A 24728-nucleotide genomic window follows, 5' to 3' on the forward strand; every position below is an offset into this window, starting at 1 on the left:
GGTAGCTCAGTTGGTAGAGCAAAGGACTGAAAATCCTTGTGTCGGCGGTTCGATTCCGTCCCGAGCCACCATTTTAAAAACATTTGTTTTTAAAATGCCGGTGTAGCTCAACTGGTAGAGCAACTGACTTGTAATCAGTAGGTTGGGGGTTCAAGTCCTCTTGCCGGCACCATTTATATCGGAGGGGTAGCGAAGTGGCTAAACGCGGCGGACTGTAAATCCGCTCCTTCGGGTTCGGCAGTTCGAATCTGCCCCCCTCCACCATTTACAGGGGCATAGTTTAAAGGTAGAACTACGGTCTCCAAAACCGTCAGTGTGGGTTCGATTCCTACTGCCCCTGCCAATTATAAAATTAATATTGCATATATACGTGGCGATTGTGGCGAAGTGGTTAACGCACCGGATTGTGGTTCCGGCATTCGTGGGTTCGATTCCCATCAGTCGCCCCATTTATAAACGATATGCATATTCCAATATTGGGCTATCGCCAAGCGGTAAGGCAACGGATTTTGATTCCGTCATGCGTTGGTTCGAATCCAGCTAGCCCAGCCATATTTGCGGAAGTAGTTCAGTGGTAGAACACCACCTTGCCAAGGTGGGGGTCGCGAGTTCGAACCTCGTCTTCCGCTCCAATTTAATTTTAATAAAGTTATTTAGTCTTGAGTAAATGGCGGCATAGCCAAGTGGTAAGGCAGAGGTCTGCAAAACCTTTATCACCGGTTCAAATCCGGTTGCCGCCTCCATTTATTTACAAGCTGCCGGGGTGGTGGAATTGGCAGACACACAGGACTTAAAATCCTGCGGTAGGTGACTACCGTGCCGGTTCAAGTCCGGCCCTCGGCACCATTTATAATTTTAACTTGCCTTTTTTATTTTGCCGATGTGGCGGAATTGGCAGACGCGCACGACTCAAAATCGTGTTCCTTCGGGAGTGTCGGTTCGACCCCGACCATCGGTACTTTAGCTTTACTTGACAGGATGATTCCTGTTTTTATTTTTACTTATTGGTCGACAAATTTTGATAATATTTGCGGGTGTAGTTTAGTGGTAAAACCTCAGCCTTCCAAGCTGATGTCGTGAGTTCGATTCTCATCACCCGCTCCATACATATTGTTATCACAACGCAGTGTCTCGCTTTCAAAGCTGAGATGTTGCGTTTTTTATTTTTAGCGTAAATATAGCGTCTATCTTGAAAAGATAGACGCTATATTTACGTACACCAGTTAATGACTTGATAGGTTGCTTCGCCGCCGTGAATTTGAATGAACATGTCACTTAAGGATTTAGTTAGTTTATAAGCCTGTTCTTCTGAAAGTGAAGGTTTTAAATAGATGAACTGTACAGCTTGTGTTGTCTTTTCAGTTACGTACGCTCGGTTAGAATCGACATAAGGGCTTCCGAAAGCTCCTAGGGCATCTTTTGAAATGATTTTATTTTCTAAAGAAATGTTACGTTCATTTAGAGCTTCGTAAGACTCTTCTTTTTTACCGATAGTAAATTCAACGTGGCCCTCTATATTAGAAGAATCATAAATTCCAATTGGTACTTCATATTGCAATGAAAAAAAGTTATTAATGTCCACAGCAGAATTGATAGAAGGAAGATACGTTTGTTTTCCTATCCGTCGAATTAAAGCTTCTATAGAAGGACGGTATTTACTTGGGTCCGTTCCAAACGTTTTGAAAAGCTTTCTCCACTCGCTAACACCTTCAAATTCTGTTACTTTTTTTGACTCAAGGTCAAAATAAATGGATTCTTGAAAAAGGCGCAGACGTCCTTTTAGCATTTGAGGAGAATCGCCAACTTCAATATTTTTATACTGAATGATTCCCATTTTAAAAGAAGGGCAAAGCTGTTTAATAGCGGGTGATAATGTAAAGTTCATTTTTTTGATCCTTTCTATTATAATTAGTATTTGTTCGTTTATAGATACCATCCTATCATTTCATTGAGTGAGAAAACAGTTCAATGCATGAATATATAGAATTTCTTAGAAAGGAGGCTATTACTCACTATGAATGCGTATCAGTTGAAGGAAGAAATTATTTCATACAGCAAAGAGATTGGAATCGATAAGATTGGATTTGCGAGTGCTTCTATGTTTGATGAGTTAAAGAATCGATTGTTAGCACAGCAAGAGTTAGGTTATGCTTCAGGCTTTGAGGAACCTGATATTGAAAAAAGAGTAGATCCCACATTAGTTGTTCCAAAAGCTAGATCCATTATTTCAATTGCACTTGCGTATCCTTCTAAATTAAAGGATGCACCAAAGAGCACAAAGGAAGATCGCCGAGGGATCTTTTGCCGTGCTTCTTGGGGACAAGATTATCATACGGTTTTACGTGATAGGCTTCAAAAGCTTGAAGCTTTCATAAAAGAAAAAGTACCTGCAGCTATCCTTCAATCGATGGTAGATACAGGCGAGCTGTCGGACCGAGCTGTAGCAGAAAGAGCTGGTATTGGCTGGAGCGGTAAGAACTGTGCCATTATCACACCTGAATTCGGTTCCTACGTGTATTTAGGGGAAATGATTACAGATATCCCGTTTCCTCCTGATAAACCGATAGAAGACGGCTGTGGTACTTGTAATAAGTGCGTAGATGTGTGCCCTACCGGTGCGCTTGTAACAGGCGGTCAGCTGAATTCGCAGCGATGTATTGCCTTTTTAACCCAAACAAAAGGATTTTTAGCTGAAGAATTTCGAAGTAAATTAGGCAATCGTTTATATGGCTGTGATACATGTCAAACTGTATGTCCTGAAAATAAAGGCAAAGACTTTCATTTTCACCCTGAGATGGAGCCTGACCCAGAACTTGCGAAGCCTAAATTAAAACCGCTTTTAACGATGAGTAATCGTGAGTTCAAAGAGAAATTTGGACATGTTTCAGGGTCATGGAGAGGGAAAAAGCCAATTCAGCGTAATGCCATTATTGCACTTGCCCATTTTAAAGATCAAACCGCTGTTCCAGATTTAATTGAGTTAATTAAAAATGACGTTCGCCCTGTCATTAGAGGAACGGCGGCATGGGCGTTAGGCAAAATTGGTGATAAAGAAGCATTAGATACACTTATGAACTTAAGAGAAAAAGAAAAGGACCAAGAAGTAATTGAAGAAATGTCAAAAGGTATAGAGATGCTTCAAGAGATCTAAACCGTATTTTTATTGATAAAGTTAGCTAATGAGTCATAGCGTATAATAAACGCTTAGAAAAGTGGTGACATTATGCTAACAAAAAGGAATGTATTATATACTTTAATTAAAGCGCGTGCGGACAGCTATGTAAAAGGTGAGCTTCATGAAGACTTTAAGCCTTTCATTGAACAGCAGTGTGAGCTAAAGCGGTCTCTTGTAAAAAAAAGAGAAGTTGATGTTTTAAAATGTAATATGAAAGGTTCTATTCAATCTGCTCATACGGATCAGGAAGAAACAAGAGTATTATATAAGGTGCACATTCAGGCATTTTTAAAACAAAACGATTTTTTCTATATAGAAGAAGAAATTGAAGATCGTTTAGCTCTTTTTTATAAAGATACACTTATTCAAGATGAGCTACTGGTAAAGGATTTTTCTGAAGATGAGGTTGAAATGGATGTAGAAGAAGTAGAGGAAGACGAAGAAAGAGCCTCTTATTATGATCGTCTTGCAGCTGTTCAGTATGCAGAAAAGCATTGGGATAAACCTAATGAAAGTTATAAGCAGTTTGAGGTAAACTGCACCAACTATATCTCACAGTGTTTGCATGCAGGAAAGGCGCCGATGCGGGGGTATCCTAAAAAAGCAAACGGATGGTGGATGAGAGGGAACGCCTGGAGCTATAGCTGGGCCGTTGCTCATTCCATGCACAGCTATTTAAGTAACTCCAAATCAGGACTTCGGGCTGTGAGGAAATCTTCAGCAAGCGAACTTGTCCCGGGAGACGTTATCTGCTACGATTTTGAAGGAGATGGAAGATGGAATCATACGACGATTGTTGTAGCAAAAGACGGTCACGGTATGCCTCTTGTGAATGCGAACACGTATAATAGTCGAATGAGATATTGGGCTTATGAAGATTCAACGGCTTACACGCCAAAGATTAAGTATGATTTTTTCCATATCGTTGATCGGTAAGTCTTTCGTTTTAGCAAGTTAGTGGTATAATGATGAATAGATTTGTTAGCAGAGGTGAAAATTTGTGGGAGTACACGTAGTGTTATTTCAACCAGAAATTCCAGCAAATACAGGAAATATTGCGCGAACATGTGCAGCAACAAATACGACGCTGCATTTAGTTCGGCCGTTAGGCTTTTCAACAGATGATAAAATGTTAAAGCGAGCTGGATTGGATTACTGGGAATTTGTAAATGTGGTGTATCATGATTCATTAGAAGAAGTATTTGAAAAGTATCCTGAAGCAGGCTTTTACTTCATCACAAAATTTGGTCAACAGCCACATACAACATTTGATTATAGTGACTTAGAGCAGGATCATTTCTTCGTATTTGGGAGAGAAACAAAGGGTCTGCCAAAGCACATTATTGAAGAGAACATGGAAAGATGTCTTCGTTTACCGATGACAGAAAATGTTCGTTCTTTAAATTTATCTAATACAGCAGCTATTTTAATCTATGAAGCGCTGCGTCAACAAAATTACGCTGGTTTATCTTAAATAAAAAGCGAGGTTCAATAAAATTTGAACCTCGCTTTTTTATTTATGTCGACGATGATATGTAGTGGTTATTTTTTAACGCCCGGTTTATCATTGTATCCCGCTCTGAAGATGGATGCTAAAAAAGCAATTGTTACTCCTAATACTAAAAGTAAGCGCATTGATTTTCCTCCTCAATCTAATTAAAAGGATTATACAGCTACTGCAGTTAAAACCGACTTCCCATATCTCATGATGATAATAATGACAAAATAACTCTTCTAGAGACGTAAGTTCTCTAATAAAATTTAACCGTTCCTTCTTACTCTTTTATTATAGCTAATAAATACTTCACTGTGAATGCCTAGCAAGGACAAATTTCTGAATTTTACAATTTAAAAAGCATGTTCAAACATTTTGCTGCATAGATTGTATTAATCTTGTTCACTAGCACCATAACTAGTAGGGGAGGTCCTTTAATGGATATATTAAAGAAAGTTGAAAGATACCGCGAAGAAGAGAATCGTCTTAAGTGGGAAGGGACATTTGAAGAGTACCTAAAGCTGATTAAAGATGAGCCTTTAATTGCTCAGCCTGCACACTCTAGAGTATACAACATGATAAAGGATGCAGGAATTGAAGAGGTAAATGGTAAAAGACATTATAAATTTTTCAGTGGACAAATGTTTGGACTTGAAGATTCGCTAGAACGCTTGGTGGAAGAATATTTTCACCCAGCTGCAAAGCGTTTAGATGTTCGTAAACGTATTTTACTTTTAATGGGTCCAGTAAGTGGTGGTAAATCGACGCTAGTGACCATGTTAAAAAGAGGGCTTGAAGCTTATTCGCTTACTGATCGAGGAGCTGTTTACGCTATTAAAGGATGCCCAATGCATGAAGATCCGCTGCATTTAATTCCACATCATTTACGTAAAGACTTCTTTGAAGAGTATGGTATCCGAATTGAAGGAAACTTATCTCCTTTAAATACAATGCGATTAGAGGAAGAGTATGGCGGCAGAATTGAAGACGTCATCATCGAACGCATTTTCTTCTCAGAGGACAAACGAACTGGAATTGGAACGTTCAGTCCTTCTGATCCGAAATCTCAAGACATTGCTGACCTAACAGGAAGCATTGACTTTTCAACAATTGCAGAGTATGGATCTGAGTCAGATCCGCGCGCTTACCGCTTTGACGGAGAGCTTAATAAAGCAAACCGGGGAATGATGGAGTTCCAAGAGATGTTAAAATGTGACGAGAAATTTTTATGGCATTTACTCTCTTTAACCCAAGAAGGAAACTTTAAAGCAGGAAGATTTGCTTTAATTAGTGCAGATGAATTAATCGTAGCGCATACAAATGAAACAGAGTATCGCTCGTTTATTTCCAATAAGAAAAATGAAGCTTTGCATTCACGAATTATTGTAATGCCTGTTCCATATAACTTAAAAGTGAGTGATGAGGAAAAAATTTATGACAAAATGATTCGTGAAAGTGACGTATCAGATGTTCATATTGCCCCTCATACGCTACGTATTGCGTCTATCTTTACTACGTTAACAAGATTAAAAGAGCCTAAAAAAGGCGATATCGATTTGTTAAAGAAAATGCGCTTATACGACGGTCAATCTGTAGAAGGCTATAACGATGCAGACGTAGAAGAGTTACAAAAAGAGTATACGGATGAAGGAATGAGCGGTATTGATCCGCGTTATGTCATTAACCGCATTTCATCTACCATCATTCGAAAAGATATTAAATCAATCAATGCATTAGATGTACTGCGTTCATTGAAGGAAGGGTTAGCACAGCATGCGTCTATTTCTGCTGAGGACCGAGAGCGTTACCTGAATTATATTTCTCTGGCGCGTAAAGAATATGATGAAATTGCTAAAAAAGAAGTGCAAAAAGCGTTCGTTTATTCTTACGAAGAGTCTGCTAAAACATTAATGGATAATTATTTAGATAATGTCGAAGCATACTGCAACAAAAATAAGCTTCGTGATCCGTTAACAGGAGAAGAGTTAAATCCAGATGATAAATTAATGCGTTCAATTGAAGAACAAATTGGTATTTCAGAAAATGCGAAAAAAGCATTCCGCGAAGAAATCTTAATTCGTATTTCCGCTTATGCACGTAAAGGAAAACGATTTGACTATAATTCTCATGAACGCTTACGTGAAGCGATTCAGAAAAAACTGTTTGCAGATTTAAAAGACGTAGTGAAAATTACAACGTCCACTAAAACACCAGATGAGCAGCAGCTGAAGAAAGTAAATGAAGTAGTGGCTCGATTGATTGATGAGCATGGATACAATTCAGTATCTGCTAATGAACTGCTGCGCTATGTAGGAAGTTTGTTAAATCGATAACTCAGTACTAACAAGAAAACATGGCACTTCCGATCTGTGCCATGTTTTTCTTATCTCTTAAAATAAACTCTGCATAATTAGGCTATTGTGTAGTACGCATTGCACTTAACCATCATATGATAAGTCATAAACATATACATGACACTAGACACTATAAAATGAATAGTTAATAGTAAAAGAATTAGTTAGCAAGTATACCATTCTTGCGCATAGGATAAGAGTAACCAACCTTTGAACTAAAGGTATTTGTCAGAAACTTTCGGTATAGCTTATGCATGCCGAGTAAAAACGTGCAGGTGTTTTTTAAATAAGGAGGGGAATAGCGTGGGAAAAGAAGTAGATAAAAGTTTTGCTGTCTCAAAAGAAGACTGGTCCCTCCATCGTAAAGGCCACGATGATCAAAAAAGACATCAAGAAAAAATTAAAGAAGCCATTAAAAATAATTTACCGGACTTAATTACAGAAGAAAATATCGTGATGTCCAATGGAAGAGAAGTTGTTAAAATCCCGATCAAATCATTGGATGAATATCGAATTCGGTACAATTATGATAAAAACAAACATGTGGGTCAAGGTGATGGAGACAGTAAAGTTGGGGATGTAGTAGCACGTGACGGATCTGCTGGAGATGGTCAAAAAGGAGCAGGAAAAGGTCAAGGAGCAGGTGATCAGGCTGGAGAAGACTACTTTGAAGCGGAAGTGTCCCTCATGGAGCTTCAAGAGGCTTTATTTGCTCAATTAGAACTGCCTAATCTTCAGCGAAAAGAATCTGATCAAATTGTTGTGGAACACATTGAATTTAATGATATACGACGTACAGGTTTGATGGGGAATATTGATAAAAAACGAACGATGATGAGCGCTTATAAGCGAAACGCAATGACAGGAAAGCCTGCTTTTCATCCTATTTATCCGGAGGATTTAAAATTTAAAACGTGGAATGAAGTTATAAAGCCAGAATCGAAAGCAGTCGTTTTAGCTATGATGGATACGAGCGGTTCGATGGGCATATGGGAAAAATATATGGCACGAAGCTTTTTCTTTTGGATGACACGCTTTTTACGTACGAAATACGAAACGGTGGAAATTGAATTTATTGCGCATCATACAGAGGCAAAAGTAGTGTCAGAAGAAGACTTCTTCTCCAAAGGAGAAAGTGGAGGAACCATCTGCTCATCTGCTTACCGAAAAGCGCTTGAATTAATTAACCAAAAGTATGATCCGAGCCGTTACAATATTTACCCGTTTCATTTTTCAGATGGTGATAACTTAACTTCAGATAACGCAAGGTGTGTAAAGTTAGTAAATGAATTAATGAAAGTGTCAAATATGTTTGGGTATGGGGAAGTAAATCAGTACAATCGACATTCCACTTTAATGTCTGCGTACAAAAACATTCAAGACGAAAGCTTTAGACACTTTATTTTAAAACAAAAATCAGACGTTTTTCATGCGATGAAAAGCTTTTTTAGAAAAGAGACCGAAGACCAAAAATATGCATAACCTAAAAGGCCTAGACTTGTTATCTAGGTCTTTTTTATGCGGTTTATTCAGCGCTTCTTTGGAGATAGTAAAAGTACGACTTTATCCAAAAGGAGAATAAGTGAATGAACGAAAATATAAAGAGTGAAATGCAAAAACATCAACAAAATCAGCGGTTGAATGCAGCCGAGTTAGGTTACTTATGGGCGCAATATTTAGGCGATACGCTGTATGTATGCGTTCTTGGATATTTTCTATCTGTTGTAAAAGATCCAGAGATTAAGGAACTTTTAAAAAAAGCACATCAGTTTTCACAAACTCATGTAGACGAATTGACGGAATTATTCAGTTTAGAAAAAATTCCAATTCCAGTAGGGTTTGGGGAACAAGATGTGAACAAAGGAGTTCCTGCTTTATTCGATGATATTTTTATGGCTATTTATGTAAACGAAATGGCCATTGGAGGTATGAAGAAATATGCCAGAGCGCTAAGCGCAGTGAGAAGGCAAGATATTTATGACCACCTATCTCGATGTGTAAAAGAAAGCGACATTCTTTTAGAGAATTCTAACCACGTTATTTTAAGAAAAAGCATGCTGATGAGACCTCCGGTTATTCCTTATCCTGTAAAAGTGAATTTTGTGGAGGAAAAAACATTTATATCACCATTTTTCTCTCAAATGCATCCTTTAACTTCTTTAGAGGTTACCGCTATTCAAGAAATTGTTAATACAAATGTATTAGGTAAAACGCTGATGCTGGCCTTTAGTCAAGTAGCTACCACACAAAAATTACGCTCTTATTTTTTTGATGGAGTCAAGCTTGCAAGTAAGCAAATCAAGCACTTCACCGAATTACTGTCTGAAGCTGATTTACCAAGTCCGAGGCTGCTTGATGCATATGTAACCAACTCAACGATTTCACCGTTTTCAGATAAGCTGATGATGTATCATACTTCTACAGCGGTGACGATCGCTATTGATAACTGCGGTGCTGGTTTGTCTATGGCCTTCCGTTCGGATGTAGCAGTAGAATTTTCTCAGCTAATTGGGCGTATAGGGAAGTACGGAAAAGATGGAATTCGAATTATGATTGAGCAAGGGTGGATGGAAGAACCTCCAATGGCAACTGATCATAAGAAGTTGGCAGAGAAATAAGAAAGATATGTTGTGGATTATCAGTAATTTTGCGGTGCTGAAACATATATAGCTAAATGAAAATAGGTTGCTCTAGACCCACTTGAATGAACAGTGATAAGATAAAAAAGCTGATTTTTCAAGAAGTAAGTCGAGGTGTGCAAATGAATAATAGTATAAGGGAGTCCATTGCGAAAAAAGTAGCATGGATTAGCGTATGGAGCAATATTGCCCTTACGCTAGGAAAAGTAATAGTAGGATGGATTGGAAATAGTGATGCCGTATTTGCTGATGGTATTCACTCTGCAGCGGACGTATTTGCCTCTATTATTGTCTTGTTGGTTATACGAGTAGCAAATAAGCCAGCAGATGATGATCATCCATACGGGCATGGAAAAGCAGAAGTAATTGTCTCAGGAATTGTAGGAATTATTTTATTGCTTGTATCATTTTATGTGGTATTTGAAGGAGTCGTTGGTTTATTCCATCCGGTTGAATCTCCAAATATTTTAGCCATGTGGATTGCTGTTATTTCATACATAGCAAAGGTATTATTGTACCGTTATTCTTTAAACGTAGCCAAGCAGCACCACAGTAAGGCAATTGAGGCAATTGCATTTGATCATAAAGCAGATATTGTTGCTTCTATTGCAGCGGCAATTGGTGTTTTATTATCCATTATTGGTGATAAAATGGATGTTCAACTGCTGTTATACGGAGATAAAATAGCAAGTATCTTTGTTGCTTATTTAATTTTTAACATTGCCAGACAAATGATGGGAGAGTCTTTTCAAATCTTAATGGAAGGCAATATTGATGAAGAGCTACTGAAAGAACTTGAAGAAAGTATTTATGAATTTGAAGATGTGAAGCGGATTGATCGCGTTCGAGCAAGAGAACATGGCCATTACATATTAGTGGATGTACGTATTTCAATTGACCACTTTAAAACAATTAAGGAAGGTCATGATTTAGGACGAGAAATCAAAGCTACACTTATGAAAAAGCATGATAATATTCAGGAAGTATTAATCCATTTGAATCCTTATTATCCAGATTAAATAAGAAGCAGCGAAGTGTTACTCGCTGCTTCTTATTATTTATATATGTAGAAATTAATGAAATGAGTAGCATAAAATAATGAGGGTTTTTATTTATAAAGAATCAAGTTTAATAAAATTGTATAAAGGGAATTGTATTTATTTATTGATGTGATAGGATAAAAAAGCATATAAATGCATTCACTACGAATGAAAGCAGTGGACGGGTACATATAGATAATAATAAATGGTTTTGGGAGTCAAAGAAGGTGATGTTGAAGTGAATGTAAGCATCAGGTCAATTGTTAAAAAAGTCATGTTCACTCTATTTATTGCGTATACGGCAGTGGTCATTTACGCTACGCTCATACGGGAAAACGAACATGTTTACGGAAAAGCAATGAACTTGGATTTATTTAGTACAATCCGTCTGATGTGGGACAGCGGTAATATAATGCTCACTCTGACAAATATACTGGGAAATATCGTGATGTTTGCGCCGCTTGGAATGTTTATTCCGTTGTTTATGAAGTGGTTTGACGGTTTTATTCAAGTCTTTACGACGGGTTTCTTAATCAGTTTTCTGATTGAAATTTTACAGTACAAGCTAACGGAACGAGTATTTGATATTGATGATATCTTTTTGAATACGCTAGGTACATTTATAGGCTGGGTTATTATTAAAATACTATATTGGATTAAGAACATGCTGAAAGCACGTTTCAAAAAAAGATGAAAGGACTTCTTTACGAAGTCCTTTTTGCATCTTGTTGATAGAAACACTTAATGCAGCGTCTTACGGAAGAATGTGAGGATTCAACGATAATGTGCTGACAATTTTGCTGAACAAATAATAACTTTCCTTCAAGCTGCTTAATTTGTTTTTTAAGCTGTTCTACTTCATTATTGATAGATATTTGAACCACTGTTAACAAACTCTTTAGCTTTTTCTTTCATTCCTTCTTTTCTTACTTCGTTTACATCTTTTTCATTTTCTTGAGCCATGTTACGAATATCTTGAGAAATACGCATCGAACAGAATTTAGGTCCACACATTGAACAGAAATGGGCTGTTTTAGCACCTTCAGCGGGAAGTGTTTCATCGTGATATTCTTTTGCGCGCTCTGGATCTAGTGACAGGTTAAATTGATCATTCCATCTAAATTCAAATCTTGCTTTAGACAGAGCATTATCGCGTTTTTGTGCTCCTGGATGGCCTTTTGCTAGGTCAGCAGCATGCGCAGCAATTTTATAGGTGATAACGCCTTCGCGAACGTCTTCTTTATTCGGGAGTCCTAAATGTTCTTTTGGCGTTACGTAGCAAAGCATAGCTGTTCCAAACCAGCCAATCATTGCAGCACCAATACCTGATGTAATATGGTCATAGCCTGGAGCGATGTCGGTTGTAAGCGGTCCAAGAGTATAGAAGGGAGCTTCCTGGCATATTTCCATTTGTTTATCTACGTTTTCTTTGATGAGATGCATTGGAACATGTCCAGGACCTTCAATCATAACTTGAACATCGTGTTTCCAAGCAATTTTAGTTAATTCACCAAGCGTTTCTAATTCACCGAACTGTGCCTCATCATTAGCATCTGCAATGGAACCAGGACGTAGCCCATCGCCAAGCGAAATAGCAATATCGTATGCTTTACAGATTTCACAGATTTCTTCAAAGCGAGTATATAAAAAGTTCTCTTCATGATGAGCTAAACACCACTGCGCCAAGATGGATCCTCCGCGTGAAACAATACCTGTCGTACGTTTCGCTGTCAGAGGAATATAACGTAAAAGAACACCTGCGTGAATAGTAAAGTAATCAACACCTTGTTCTGCTTGTTCAATTAATGTATCACGGTATGCTTCCCACGTTAGATCTTCTGCTACGCCTTTTACTTTTTCAAGCGCTTGGTAAATAGGAACGGTCCCTACAGGAACAGGCGAGTTGCGGATAATCCATTCGCGTGTTGTGTGAATATCCTTTCCTGTTGATAGATCCATAATTGTATCGGCTCCCCAACGCGTTGCCCATGTCATTTTTTCTACTTCATCTTCAATAGCTGAACGAATAGCTGAATTTCCGATATTAGCATTAATTTTTACATGGAATTTGCGGCCGATAATCATCGGTTCGCTCTCAGGGTGATTGATATTATTAGGGATAATTGCACGTCCTCTTGCTACTTCTTCACGCACAACTTCAGGATCCATCTGTTCGCGAATAGCGATAAATTCCATTTCGGGCGTGATGATTCCTTTTTTCGCATAGTGCATTTGCGTTACATTTTGATTTTTTTTCGCGCGCAAAGGTAAACGATTAATAATAAAGCGCTCGTACTGATCTCTTGGATCACCATCATAATAACCGTTATCCTGTGGCTGAACCGTACGGCCTTGATATGTTTCTACATCGTTTCGTTCTGCAATCCACTTTTCGCGCAGAGCCGGTAATCCTTTTTGTAAATTAATTTCATAAGAGGGATCTGTATAAACACCGCTCGTGTCGTACACACGTACGGGACAATTTTCTTCTTCACCAAAAGACCCTGTAGTAGGAGACTGATGAATTTCGCGCATAGGCACTTTAAGGTCTTGTCTGGATCCTTGGACATATACTTTGTGACTGTTTGGAAAAGGCTTTTTCATAGAAACTGATACATTTTGTTTTGACATTACATATTCCTCCGGTTTCGCATAAAGTGTAGCTATACCGAACCATAAAAAAATCGGGTTCTGTGATAGACAGAACCCGATGGAATAGGCAAAAAAAGAATAAACATATACTATTCTTTTCAAGACTACTTCCCTCCGCTGGTATAACCCAAATCAGGTTCAAAGGGTTAAAGAGTTTTATTGCACTCTTCTCTCAGTCTGAGCTATCAGACACCCCTAGTAGAAATAACATTCAAATTATTCAATTTACGGCTTAAGTTTACCATCATTCGGTAAAAAATCAACCCTTAAATAAAAAAAGCTAGACAATTAGCGTTGTCTAGCAGCATCGATTGCAATCACAATAGCTGTAATAATATGCATGATAAATCCCAAAAATGGAATCCAAGCAACCAGTGAGGTAACAAGCCCTAGTATGTTTCCATAAGCAGATAACCCTCGTCTATTAGCTAAAATGAGTGTGATAGCATGAAGAATAAATCCAATAAAAAGAGGAGTATAGCTAAAGCCCATAACAATCCCCGCGCCAATTAAAGGAATTCCCAGCAAGGCTTCATACCCAGCAGTGACCCATTTCATTGTACGTACATTTCCATTCATAGTAAAAAGCCTCCTAAAAAAGATACTACTATATACGAGAAAAGAGAGAAAAAAGTTTCAAATTACTTAGGGGATATGTCGTATAAGTCAGCCCTATTGGATTAAAATGATAGATGACAGTAAGGGGGGATGGAAAAAACATAATGATTTAGTCATTTTTTCACACTAAAGAAAAATAGTCTAGATGATTCATTTTTAGCTAAGGGACCAGAATTTATACTGAACATAGTAACTGCTTTTTAAAATAAATAAAAGCTGATATCTTGTTTTTTGGTTGTAGCATGTAAGCTTTTTATTACAAATTATTAAAGATTCTTATCTTTTTGCAAATACACATTGTATTTCATAGTTTTAACAATTATGATAAAAAAGCAAGTGTCAAAATAGGAAAATAGTTGAGCATGTAAAACGAAGCGATAAGCTTATTAATTTGAAAGAAAGGCAAGGTACATAGCTTTATGTGGGAAATTATTGTAGCAATCATTTTAGGGATTGTAGAAGGTTTAACAGAGTTTGCTCCCGTTTCGTCAACTGGGCATATGATTATTGTGGATGACCTGTGGTTAAATTCAAAAGAATTATTTTCATCTCCAGTAGCTAATACATTTAAGATTGTTATTCAGCTAGGGTCGATCTTAGCAGTAGTTGTTATTTTTAAAGATCGTTTTATTAATTTATTAGGATTAGGAAAGAAACCAGCTGCTGCAATTGGACCGACAAATCGCTTAAATTTAATGCAGGTAATTGTTGGTTTGTTACCCGCAGGAGTGTTAGGCCTTTTGTTTGATGATTACATTGATGAACATTTGTTTTCTTTAAATACGGTGCTAATTGGCTTAGTGGTCGGAGCTGTATTAATGATTCTAGCAGATTTGTTTGGACCTAAACGTCCGCGTGTAGAGACGGTGGACCAAATGTCTTATGGACAAGCACTAGGTATAGGACTGTTTCAATGTATTGCTCTTTGGCCAGGTTTTTCTCGTTCAGGCTCAACGATTTCAGGAGGGGTTCTTCTTGGAATGAGCCATAAGGCAGCCGCAGATTTTACATTTATTATGGCAGTGCCAATTATGGCAGGAGCAAGTGGACTTTCATTGGTTAAAAACTGGCAATATTTCACATCAGATGCACTACCGTTTTTTATTGCTGGTTTTATCAGCGCCTTTATTTTTGCGCTTATATCGATTCGCTTTTTCTTAAAATTAATCAACCGCATTAAATTAGTTCCGTTTGCCATTTATCGAATTGTCTTAGCGGCTATTCTATATTTTGTATTTTTATAAAATAAATAAGCGTATTTTATAGCCATTTAAACTTCTGATAAAGACTTAAAAAGCAAGAAAAAGCTATTGCAACATTGCAATAGCTTTTTTGCATAAATATATATTATTGTCTTTTGAAAGCGTTTTATAAACATGGGTATTGACAAAACGTGTCGAAAAATAGTAAATTAATATTTGTGCAGTATAAAGTTAAGTAAAAGTAAGACTTCTGTTTAGTTTTATTGACTGTAAAAAACGTATGACAACGTATAGATCGTTTTAATTTTATAAAAATTGAATAATAAGCTTAATCGTATAGAGCGGGGGAATCATTATCGGCAGTAAAGCTGCCTTGGGGTGAATCCTTACAAAAGGTAGGAAACTCTCAATTCCGAATCCGACAGTTAACCTCGTTTGCTTTATTGAGAGAAAGAGCCCAAAATAGCGTAAGTAAAAGGCTGTTCTTTCTTAAGAATAGTCTTTTTTTGTTTTTTCAGAAAAGTATATACAAATGTCATACATCTTTGGGGAGGTACATCTATGAAAAAAATTCGTTTTGGTTTGGCTACGCAGATTTTTACCGGTTTAATCCTCGGTGTTCTTGTAGGAGTAATTTGGTTTAACGATCCGCGTGTAGTAACATACCTACAGCCGCTGGGAGACCTATTTTTAAGATTAATTAAGATGATTGTTATTCCAATTGTTATCTCAAGCTTAGTCGTTGGAGTTGCAGGAGCAGGTAGCGGTAAACAGGTCGGAAAGCTCGGCGTTAAAACCATTCTCTATTTTGAAATTATTACGACTTTTGCAATTATAATCGGTGTATTGGTTGCTAATATTTTTCATCCAGGGCAAGGTGTAGACATTCATTCAGCACAGAAGAGTGATATTTCACAATACGTTGAAACATCCAAACAGCAAGAAGGAAAGTCAGTGGCTGAAACGTTCTTACACATTGTTCCGACAAACTTTTTCCAGTCAATTGTTGAAGGGGACATGCTAGCAATTATCTTCTTTACAGTATTGTTCGCACTTGGAGTAGCGGCAATTGGAGAAAGAGGAAAGCCTGTTGTTCAATTCTTTGACGGCGTTTCTCACGCAATGTTTCACGTGGTAAACCTAGTAATGAAAGTGGCTCCGATTGGAGTATTTGCTTTAATTGGTGTCACAGTTTCGAAATTCGGTTTAGAGTCACTCCTTTCATTAGGAAAGCTTGTTATCTTAGTTTACTTAGCGTTAATTTTCTTCCTACTTGTTGTATTAGGAGGAATTGCGAAATGGGCAGGAATTAACATTTTCCACTTATTCCGCTATATGAAAGATGAACTGTTGTTAGCATACAGTACATCTAGTTCTGAGACAGTTCTTCCGCGTATTATGGAAAAGCTTGAAAAGATGGGCTGTCCAAAAGCTATCGTATCGTTCGTTGTACCAATTGGTTATACATTTAACCTAGATGGTTCTGTTCTCTATCAAGCGATTGCAGCTTTATTCTTAGCGCAAGTGTATGGTATTGATTTAACGATCGTTCAACAGCTGACGCTCATTCTGGTATTGATGGTTACATCTAAAGGAATGGCTGCGGTGCCAGGAACATCATTTGTTGTATTACTGGCTACTCTTGGAACAATCGGCGTTCCGGCAGAAGGATTAGCCTTCATTGCGGGAGTAGACAGAATCATGGATATGGCACGTACGGTTGTTAACTTAGTAGGAAACACACTAGCAGCAATTGTGATGTCTAAATCAGAAGGCAAATTTGACCCTAAAAAAGGTACAGAGGTCATGAGAGCCGGCTAATTTATAAATTAAAAAGCTACTTATTCTATTCAAAAAATTAGAATAAGTAGCTTTTTTCATAATAATTCCTTTATTATTATGGAAATTGACCCTATAATATGTAACATCAGGTATAAATATATCCAAATTTTATTCTTACATAAAAGCAGTCACTGGTTCCTTTCTTTATCAATAAATATAGAGATAGCTTAGCTAGTTGGGGGATAGTAGAGTATGTGGAAAAAGCGAATATGGGTCATCGCCTCGATAGTAATCGTATGTTTTTTAATCCCTTACAGTTTACCGATTGTGTTTGCTTTATTAACAGCATTAGCGCTTGAGGGTATTGTTCAAAAATTGCATCAATCTTTTAAAATGAAGAGAGTCTACGCAGTGCTTATGACCTTCATTTTATATGTTGTTTCGCTCATACTTATTGGGTTTTTTATTGTTCGGACAATCGTTACGCAAGTGGTTGCTCTTTCAAAGATAGCGCCTTCATTTGTAAAGGAAATCTATGAAACCGCGATTTATCCAACTATTATTAAGTGGAAATACTATTCAAACGCTCTTCCTACAGAAGTGATTTCTTCTATCGAGCGCACGCTTGAAAAAACCGTAAATTCATTAGATTCTCTATTAAAAAGTACCGTGGAAATCATCATTAGCTTTGCCGCTACTGTTCCTGGGTTTCTACTAGAGTTTCTTATTTATTTAGTAGCGCTTGTATTTATCAGCCTTGAGCTGCCTGCTATTAAAAATAAAATTAAGTCTTTCTTAACAGAAGAAACGAAATATAAGCTACAAGTTGTCATCACTCAGCTTATCCAAGCGGGGGTTGGTTTTATTAAGGCACAAATTATTTTAAGTGTCATGACGTTTGTAATGGCTTATGTAGGGCTTTGGCTATTAGATGTTCCGTATACCGCGCTGCTTAGTTTATTAATTGTAATTGTCGATATCTTACCAATCCTTGGGACAGGCTCGGTGCTCGTTCCATGGGGGATTTTTGCTCTTACTCAAGGACATGACTCATTAGCAATCGGCTTATTTATTCTATTTGGAGTCATTACGGTAGTAAGACGTGTAGTAGAACCAAAAGTATTTTCTACAAATATGGGTATTTCACCTTTGGCTGCATTAGTTAGTTTGTACATTGGATTTAAACTTTTAGGTTTTGTCGGGTTGTTTTTAGGACCGGCTTTAGTTATTTTATACGATGCTCTTCGTAAAGTAGGTATTATTCAAATTAACTTTAAACTATAAAAGCGCTGGATAAAACTAGCGCTTTTTTTTATTGAAACTTTTGTAGTACGTCATACGTAAAGAGGGAAAGGAAAAAACTATGTCGCGTTGGTTTTTATCTATCAATCGGCTAAATTATAGTTTTGCAGTCTTAGATTTAATGACATGAGGAGGAGAATTTTTGTTAGAGTCGGTTTTACTTTCTTTAATTGAAGCGCTAAAACAGCTCTCTTATTTTGGCGTAATTTTAGCATTAACGTTTGAGTTTGTCCCCGCAGAGCTTGTTTTACCTTTAGTAGGGTATTGGGTGTACCAAGGTGATATGAACTTGTATCTGGCTATCCTTGCAGGTACAGTAGGCGGTGTGTGTGGACCGTTGACTCTTTATGCACTGGGACGTTACGGTGGACGACCGCTAGTTTTAAAATATGGAAAATATTTTTTGGTGAAAGAAAAAGAAATTGACGCTGCCGATCGCTTTTTTAATAAGTACGGCAGCGGGGTCGCTTTTTTTGGACGGTTTATTCCAGGAGTGCGTACGGCTATCTCTTTTCCATGCGGGATGGCAAAAATGAATGTATGGCTGTTTTCTATTTACACATTTGTTGCGATGCTTCCAGTAACGGCTATTTACGTATATTTAGGATATAAGTTAGGACCTAAGTGGAAAGAGGTGGGTCCGATTGTATCTCAATACATGCAGCCTATTGGAATAGGAATTGTTGTTTTAATTGCGTTATTTTTTATCATTAAATATGTGCGGAATAAACAAGTAGGACAGAGCTGATAAATCGAGGAAAAGAGTGAGGATATGTCAGAGCATGAACAATTGAGAATAGAATTACGAAAAATTGAAAAGTGGGAGAAAGACCAAAAAGGACTTTTTTTCTGGGAGCGGCTGGCTCGCTTGCCTTTTTCAGCTTTAGATAAAGTAACGCCAAAGTTCATTCATCAAAAAATAGAAAAATTATTAGATGAAATTGCTAAGTATGTTGATAATGGAGGCCAGTATTTAGCTAATACGTCTGCCACGCTAGAGAAAGCATCAGCCCAATTACAAGAAAATAAGCAGCTGTCAATAGAGGATGTTCAGCATTTATCTCTGCAGGAAATGGATGAGTTGGCGGAGTATTTTATTGAAGTCCGAAAAAAGAATGCGCAGCTGCAAGGAGCTACAACCGGAGTAGGTGGAATTTTCACACTGGCGATTGATATTCCTTTTGTATTGGGACTTACGCTTAAGACACTGCAAGAAGTGGCTGTTTCTTATGGTTACGATCCCACTGAGCAAGAGGAACGCATTTTTATGGTCAAATGCATGCAGTTTTCATCCTCTGATATTGTAGGAAAGCGTGCGATTTTAGAAGAATTAGCAAGCGGCAATCGAACGCAGAGCTTGCAGCAGCTCCAAGGTTGGAGAGAAGTGTTTCTAACCTATAGAGACAACTTGGGATGGAAAAAGCTATTTCAAATGATTCCTATAGCAGGGATGGTGTTTGGGGCGTATATTAACAAACAAGCGATTAGCGATATAGGAGAAGTTGGAATGATGCTTTACCGTAAAAGACGCATTTTAGAAAAAGTCTCACAATCTAAAAAATAAAAATAGGCTGGTATGAAAGTATTTTAGTTGAAGAAAAATCCGAACGAGTTTGATTCTTAGTTGAGAATCAAATACGTTCGGATTTTTTTATTGATATAGTAAATGTAGCTTTCATGTATTTAGTTGCCTCTAGGTGTTGATTGGAGGGCAAGGCGAAGACTCCTGCGGAAAAAGCGGAACAGATGAGACCCCGCAGGAGCGCAAGCGACGAGGAGGCTCAACGGCCGCCCGAGGAAAGCGAAGCCTTGCACGGAAATCAACAGCGGTGTAACGAGCGATTCATATTAGATCGTTTACCTTTTTGTGCGTGTGTAGATGGGATTGATTTGTTTATGTCTCGATTACTTTTTTTCGACATTATTTCTGGGGAAATATGTCGAGGTGTGTTAAGCCTATTTCCTTAATCAAAATGAAAAGTAGGAATGGTAATAGTATTTTTTCGTCTGGCAATCAGTAAATAAATAATTCCAATTATACTCCATACAATACCGATAAATAAGGATGTTTTTTCTAAGTTAAGCCACATAAAAAATAAAAATAAACTGCCGAGTAAAGGCATAAGTACATATGAAATATATCCACTGAGAGATCGTTTGTTTTGTTGAATAAAATAATGGATAAAAACCGCTATGTTAACTGAACTGAACGCAATTAAAGCACCAAAATTAATTAAAGAGGTAGCTTTTTCAAGAGACAGACTTAGTGAAATTAAAGAGAGACCACCAATAATGACTACGTTCCAAACAGGCGTCTTTGTTTTAGGGTGAATATAGCCAAAAATTCTCCGTGGCAGATAACCATCTTTCCCAATTGCGTAGAGAAGTCTTGATGCACTCATATGTGAGACAAGTCCAGAAGCAATAGTTGATGTTAAGGCTGCTGCTACAAAAATAGATTGAAACAGCTGGCCGCCAATTTTATAAGCGATTTCAGCCGATGCACCTTCTAAATCATGAAACAAAGAGGCTGAAGGGAAAAGAAGCTGAGCAAAGTAAGAAACCGTAATAAATAAGGCGCCTCCCGTACATGCAATAATGAGAATCCCTTTGGGAATGGTTTTCTCAGGCTTAAGTGTTTCTTCAGCCATGGTGGTTACAGCATCAAACCCTAAAAAAGAAAAGCATAAAATAGCTGCTCCGTTTAATAAAAGAGATATAGAAGCCGATTCACTTATAAACGGTTTAAATGATAGCTCTTGCCCTTGAGTTGTAGCACTTAAAATAATAAAGATGATAGCTACTAAAATTTGAAAAGCAACTAATAGCGTACCAAAAGAAACGGTTAAATGAACGCTAAAAATATTCATTATGGTCATGATGACCACAAAGCTGATAATCCATACGGCTTTTGGAACACCTGGAAACAGAGAGCTTAGGTAAATATTTGTCAAAAGTGCATTAATCATCGGTAGAAATAGATAATCAAGAAGAGCCGTCCATCCTACCAAAAAACCAATGCTTGGATTCATTACTTGCTGTGCGTATGTATAAGAAGAACCAGCTCCAGGAAAAGCTTTTACCATTTTTCCATAACTAATGGCTGTGAATAAAATAGCAATCAACGTGAATGCATAAGCACCTGAAACATGTCCATCTGTGGATTCAGTTACAATGCCAAATGTATCGAAAACGGCCATGGGTGCCATGTAGCCTAATCCTATCACGACGATATGCCATAATTTTAGTTGTTTAAGAAGAGAAGGTCCATGATTCATATTTGTCATCCTTTCTGTGTATAATCATTCTGCAATATTTATTATTATACTATATTGTTAGATTTGTCATCTTTTTTTGAAAAAGAAGAGAAAATTGCGCGCTAAGAGATAAAGAGCGTTTAGTTAATTACTAGATAAAGCAAAAAAATGCTTTTTTTCACTTTGATTTTTACCATTGAGTCTAGAAAGCATTTTACATAAAATGAAAGAAAGTAAAAAAGCTTTCGATTAGTATGATCTACTTGTAATAAATACGAAAACAAACTTTTGAATGCGGTTACATTTTTGCGGGTGTATAAACTTATAATGATGATAAAGGAGATGAAGGAAGTGATTGCTACACCCTATATAAACTTGGAGATAAACAAGGAACCAGGTGTGCATGTTGTATTGGATGAAACAAAAAAAGATGGTGTTTATTTTATTAAATTAACGGTCAAGTCGATTAAAAAAAGAAGTCTTCCAAAAATGGCGTTAAAATGGAGCGTTCCGTTGTTAGATATCCAGCTATATAAATCTATACAAACTAGTCAGGGAGATGTGAGTACCTCTTCTGTTCATTGTTTTATGAATAAAAATGGCTCTAACCGCTACACTATTGCATGTTCAGACATACTTCATCCTATTCGGTGTGCCCCCAATTGGAAGGAAATGTGTCTAGATGTGGAGATGAACTTATTTAGTGAAAGCACTTGGTCTCTTCATAGCTACGAAACTGAACTGCGAGTAGATACAAGAATGATTGAAACAGAAGAGTTATTCAAAGATTTAGCGAAATGGTATGAAAGAAAAGAGATTAATCTAGCATCTGCTGTTGAGCATGCAACGGCAATAGATGAAAAAGGAAATGTCTCGTTAGATATTTGATGGTGAGGAGAGAGATAGAGTGGGGATCTTATTTAATGAACGTACAAAGGAGTTTCACCTGCAGGGCCGCGATGTAAGTTATATCTTTTCAGTGTTGAAAAACGAGCAGCTTGGTCACTTGTACTATGGAAAAAAGCTTAAGCACCGTCCGTCTTTTCAGCATTTTTTACGTGTGGAAACAAGAGGAGCTAGCGCTTCGGTCTATGAAGGAGAACTAGCATTTTCTCTTGAAACAATCAAACAAGAGTATCCTTCTTATGGGACAACAGACTTCAGAGAGCCAGCCTACCAACTTCTTCAGCAAAACGGAAGCCGAGTCACCAATTTTGAATACGATAACCATAAAATTTACAAGGGCAAGAAGCCATTAAACGGCTTACCTGCTACATACGTAGAAGAAGAAAGTGAAGCCACGAGTGTAGAAGTTGAACTAATTGATAAATTGCTCAATGCATCACTTATTTTAACGTATACCGTTTACGAAGACCGAAATATTATTACGCGTCACGCACGATTTGAACATAGAGGAGAAGAACCAGTCGATATTTTGCGTATCATGAGCGGCAGCATTGATTTGCCCACATCAAACTATGAAATGGTTCAGCTTTCCGGTGCATGGATTCGAGAGAGACACGTGAAAACAAGAATGCTTCAGCCGGGTATTCAAAGTATTTCGAGTGCGAGAGGTACAAGCAGCAGTCAGCAAAACCCATTTTTAATTTTAAAGAATCCAGCTGCAACTGAACACAGTGGAGAAGCGTATGGTTTTAGTCTTGTATACAGCGGAAACTTTCTTGGACAAGTGGAAGTAGATCACTATAATGTATCAAGAATAACGATGGGTATTCACCCTTTTGATTTTCAGTGGCGACTAGAAAGTGGACAAACTTTTCAATCACCAGAACTAGTATTGGCTTATTCAAATAACGGGCTAAACGGTCTTAGCCAAGAGTATCATGAGCTTTATCGCAAGCGTCTCGCTAGAGGAAAATGGCGGGATTTAGAGCGACCAGTTTTAATTAATAACTGGGAAGCGACGTATTTTGATTTTAACGAAGAGAAAATTGTACACATTGCCAAAGAAGCACAAAAGCTGGGCGTTGAACTTTTTGTATTGGATGACGGCTGGTTTGGTAAACGTAATGATGATACAACTTCTCTTGGAGACTGGTTTGTAGATGAAAATAAGCTTCCGGGCGGTATGAAATCATTGGCTCAAAAAGTAACGGATTTAGGTATGGACTTTGGATTATGGTTTGAACCTGAAATGATTTCAAAGCAAAGCAACTTGTATGAAAAGCATCCAGATTGGTTGATTCATGTGCCAAATCGTCATCAGTCTCATGGACGAAATCAATATGTGCTTGATTTTTCACGAGAAGAAGTAGTGAATTATATTTATGAACGAATGGAAGCTATTTTAAGTGAAGCACCTATCTCGTATATAAAATGGGATATGAACCGAAATATAACGGAGATTGGATCTGTTGGGCTACCCGCGAATCGCCAGTTTGAAGTAGTACATCGCTACATTTTAGGAGTATATGATTTGTATGAGCGACTAACAAAGAAGTTTCCGGATATTTTATTTGAATCGTGTGCAAGCGGGGGCGCTAGATTTGATCCGGGAACGCTTTATTATGCTCCTCAAGCTTGGACGAGCGATAACACGGACGCGATTGAACGTCTAAAAATTCAGTACGGCACTTCTTTTGCTTATCCAATCAGTTCAATGGGAGCACACGTATCAGCCGTACCAAATCATCAAGTACGCAGAGTAACAAGTCTAGAAACAAGAGGAGACGTTGCGTATTTTGGCGCATTCGGTTATGAGTTAGATGTTACGCTGATGACAGAAGATGAAAAAGAAACGGTAAAAAAACAAATTCAGTATTATAAAAAATACCGATCTCTTATTCAAAATGGAAGATTCTATCGATTAAAAAGTCCGTTTGAACAAGATGGAAATGTGACGAGCTGGATGGTTGTTTCATCCGATCAAAAGCAGGCAATCATCGGTTATTATCAAGTATTAGCTAGATCAAATCCTTCTTATGAACGCATTGAGCTAAAAGGGCTTCATCCTGATTATGAATATACAGTGATGGAAACAGACCAAACAGCTTATGGAGATGAGCTCATGTACGCAGGAATTGCTCTAACTCATGAATATCCGGGTGTTGAAGCATACGATAAAAAATCTGGAGACTTTGTATCGGTTATTTACACACTGCAAGCGCAATAAGCAAAGAGGCTGGGACATAACGAAATAAATCCAATCGAAAGATGAACAAATGAGATACATGAGCTGGACTGCTTATGAC

Annotated in this window: 20 protein-coding genes, 11 tRNA genes and 2 riboswitches; of the genes, 27 read left to right on the plus strand and 4 right to left on the minus strand. The window is 37.6% G+C overall.

The features are described 5' to 3' along the window. The first annotated feature begins 1 nt into the window (after position 1). The 11 genes from WKH56_RS34110 (at position 2) to WKH56_RS34160 (ending at position 1104) form a co-directional block, all read left to right on the plus strand. A tRNA-Phe gene (locus WKH56_RS34110) sits at positions 2–71 on the plus strand. A gap of 25 nt (positions 72–96) precedes the next feature. Continuing rightward, positions 97–172: transfer RNA gene (locus WKH56_RS34115), tRNA-Thr, on the plus strand. Positions 173–180: 8 nt separating this feature from the next. Next, positions 181–264: transfer RNA gene (locus WKH56_RS34120), tRNA-Tyr, on the plus strand. Between the two features lie 5 nt (positions 265–269). Beyond that, a tRNA-Trp gene (locus tag WKH56_RS34125) sits at positions 270–343 on the plus strand. Between the two features lie 30 nt (positions 344–373). Next, positions 374–449: transfer RNA gene (locus tag WKH56_RS34130), tRNA-His, on the plus strand. 28 nt (positions 450–477) lie between these two features. Beyond that, positions 478–552: transfer RNA gene (locus tag WKH56_RS34135), tRNA-Gln, on the plus strand. 5 nt (positions 553–557) lie between these two features. Beyond that, positions 558–632, plus strand: a tRNA-Gly gene (locus tag WKH56_RS34140). Between the two features lie 37 nt (positions 633–669). Next, positions 670–743, plus strand: a tRNA-Cys gene (locus WKH56_RS34145). A gap of 14 nt (positions 744–757) precedes the next feature. Next, positions 758–846 (plus strand) — tRNA-Leu (locus WKH56_RS34150). 30 nt (positions 847–876) lie between these two features. Beyond that, a tRNA-Leu gene (locus WKH56_RS34155) sits at positions 877–958 on the plus strand. A 72-nt stretch (positions 959–1030) separates the two neighbouring features. Beyond that, positions 1031–1104, plus strand: a tRNA-Gly gene (locus tag WKH56_RS34160). 106 nt (positions 1105–1210) lie between these two features. Here WKH56_RS34160 and WKH56_RS34165 read toward each other — a convergent pair. Continuing rightward, on the minus strand, positions 1211–1885 hold the full coding sequence (locus tag WKH56_RS34165; RefSeq protein WP_048022275.1) for a B3/B4 domain-containing protein: 675 nt from the start codon (positions 1883–1885) through the stop codon (positions 1211–1213). 129 nt (positions 1886–2014) lie between these two features. On the opposite strand from WKH56_RS34165, the gene queG reads away from it, so the two are divergent. The 8 genes from queG to WKH56_RS34205 all read left to right on the plus strand — a co-directional run bounded on the left by queG (position 2015) and on the right by WKH56_RS34205 (position 11397). Beyond that, a complete protein-coding gene (gene queG / locus WKH56_RS34170; RefSeq protein ID WP_033580873.1) occupies positions 2015–3151 on the plus strand; it encodes a tRNA epoxyqueuosine(34) reductase QueG in 1137 nt (378 codons plus the stop codon). Between the two features lie 72 nt (positions 3152–3223). Further along, positions 3224–4111: an amidase domain-containing protein gene (locus tag WKH56_RS34175; RefSeq protein WP_028412692.1), complete on the plus strand. Its 888-nt coding sequence runs from the start codon at positions 3224–3226 to the stop codon at positions 4109–4111. Positions 4112–4175: 64 nt separating this feature from the next. After that, positions 4176–4649 (plus strand): tRNA (uridine(34)/cytosine(34)/5-carboxymethylaminomethyluridine(34)-2'-O)-methyltransferase TrmL, encoded by a 474-nt coding sequence (trmL, locus tag WKH56_RS34180; protein WP_016762878.1) that lies wholly within the window; start codon positions 4176–4178, stop codon positions 4647–4649. A gap of 458 nt (positions 4650–5107) precedes the next feature. Continuing rightward, positions 5108–7003, plus strand: coding sequence for a PrkA family serine protein kinase (locus WKH56_RS34185; RefSeq protein ID WP_013055179.1), 1896 nt, complete (start codon positions 5108–5110; stop codon positions 7001–7003). 324 nt (positions 7004–7327) lie between these two features. Next, a complete protein-coding gene (gene yhbH / locus WKH56_RS34190; protein WP_028412691.1) occupies positions 7328–8506 on the plus strand; it encodes a sporulation protein YhbH in 1179 nt (392 codons plus the stop codon). 104 nt (positions 8507–8610) lie between these two features. Next, positions 8611–9642, plus strand: a complete 1032-nt coding sequence (locus WKH56_RS34195; RefSeq protein ID WP_063248116.1) for a DUF3231 family protein — start codon at positions 8611–8613, stop codon at positions 9640–9642. A gap of 86 nt (positions 9643–9728) precedes the next feature. Next, entirely contained in the window at positions 9729–10682 is a 954-nt protein-coding gene (locus WKH56_RS34200; protein ID WP_033580871.1) for a cation diffusion facilitator family transporter, read from the plus strand. 259 nt (positions 10683–10941) lie between these two features. Next, the gene (locus WKH56_RS34205; RefSeq protein WP_224357742.1) at positions 10942–11397 is read left to right on the plus strand and encodes a VanZ family protein; all 456 of its coding nucleotides are present in this window, start codon (positions 10942–10944) and stop codon (positions 11395–11397) included. Positions 11398–11564: 167 nt separating this feature from the next. On the opposite strand, the gene thiC is transcribed toward WKH56_RS34205, so the two are convergent. Together thiC and WKH56_RS34215 are read right to left on the minus strand one after the other, a co-directional pair. After that, entirely contained in the window at positions 11565–13334 is a 1770-nt protein-coding gene (gene thiC / locus WKH56_RS34210; protein WP_048022271.1) for a phosphomethylpyrimidine synthase ThiC, read from the minus strand. 113 nt (positions 13335–13447) lie between these two features. Continuing rightward, positions 13448–13562, minus strand: a riboswitch (TPP riboswitch). Positions 13563–13643: 81 nt separating this feature from the next. Then, complete coding sequence (locus WKH56_RS34215; protein WP_014461804.1) at positions 13644–13934, minus strand: hypothetical protein; 291 nt, start codon at positions 13932–13934, stop codon at positions 13644–13646. A gap of 458 nt (positions 13935–14392) precedes the next feature. Between WKH56_RS34215 and WKH56_RS34220 the strand changes: the two genes are divergently transcribed. The 6 genes from WKH56_RS34220 (at position 14393) to WKH56_RS34245 (ending at position 20094) form a co-directional block, all read left to right on the plus strand. Further along, positions 14393–15217, plus strand: a complete 825-nt coding sequence (locus WKH56_RS34220; RefSeq protein ID WP_028412683.1) for an undecaprenyl-diphosphate phosphatase — start codon at positions 14393–14395, stop codon at positions 15215–15217. 273 nt (positions 15218–15490) lie between these two features. Continuing rightward, positions 15491–15630, plus strand: a riboswitch (cyclic di-AMP (ydaO/yuaA leader). Positions 15631–15736: 106 nt separating this feature from the next. Further along, on the plus strand, positions 15737–16996 hold the full coding sequence (locus tag WKH56_RS34225; RefSeq protein WP_025753247.1) for a cation:dicarboxylate symporter family transporter: 1260 nt from the start codon (positions 15737–15739) through the stop codon (positions 16994–16996). A gap of 213 nt (positions 16997–17209) precedes the next feature. After that, positions 17210–18241 carry a sporulation integral membrane protein YtvI gene (gene ytvI, locus WKH56_RS34230; protein WP_048022269.1) on the plus strand — a complete coding sequence of 344 codons (1032 nt, stop codon included), beginning with the start codon at positions 17210–17212 and terminating at the stop codon, positions 18239–18241. Between the two features lie 160 nt (positions 18242–18401). Then, a complete protein-coding gene (locus WKH56_RS34235) occupies positions 18402–19007 on the plus strand; it encodes a DedA family protein (protein ID WP_013055189.1) in 606 nt (201 codons plus the stop codon). A 24-nt stretch (positions 19008–19031) separates the two neighbouring features. Continuing rightward, complete coding sequence (locus WKH56_RS34240) at positions 19032–19823, plus strand: EcsC family protein (RefSeq protein ID WP_028412681.1); 792 nt, start codon at positions 19032–19034, stop codon at positions 19821–19823. A gap of 136 nt (positions 19824–19959) precedes the next feature. Further along, positions 19960–20094, plus strand: a complete 135-nt coding sequence (locus WKH56_RS34245) for a hypothetical protein (RefSeq protein ID WP_255256646.1) — start codon at positions 19960–19962, stop codon at positions 20092–20094. Between the two features lie 129 nt (positions 20095–20223). Here the strand turns inward: WKH56_RS34245 and WKH56_RS34250 are convergent, their stop codons facing one another. Continuing rightward, positions 20224–21537: an APC family permease gene (locus tag WKH56_RS34250; protein WP_028412680.1), complete on the minus strand. Its 1314-nt coding sequence runs from the start codon at positions 21535–21537 to the stop codon at positions 20224–20226. Between the two features lie 321 nt (positions 21538–21858). On the opposite strand from WKH56_RS34250, the gene WKH56_RS34255 reads away from it, so the two are divergent. Further along, a complete protein-coding gene (locus tag WKH56_RS34255) occupies positions 21859–22404 on the plus strand; it encodes a hypothetical protein (RefSeq protein WP_230683514.1) in 546 nt (181 codons plus the stop codon). A gap of 19 nt (positions 22405–22423) precedes the next feature. Next, a complete protein-coding gene (locus tag WKH56_RS34260; protein WP_310884159.1) occupies positions 22424–24649 on the plus strand; it encodes an alpha-galactosidase in 2226 nt (741 codons plus the stop codon). The last annotated feature ends 79 nt before the right edge of the window (positions 24650–24728 follow it).

Source organism: Priestia sp. SB1 (assembly GCF_038898415.1).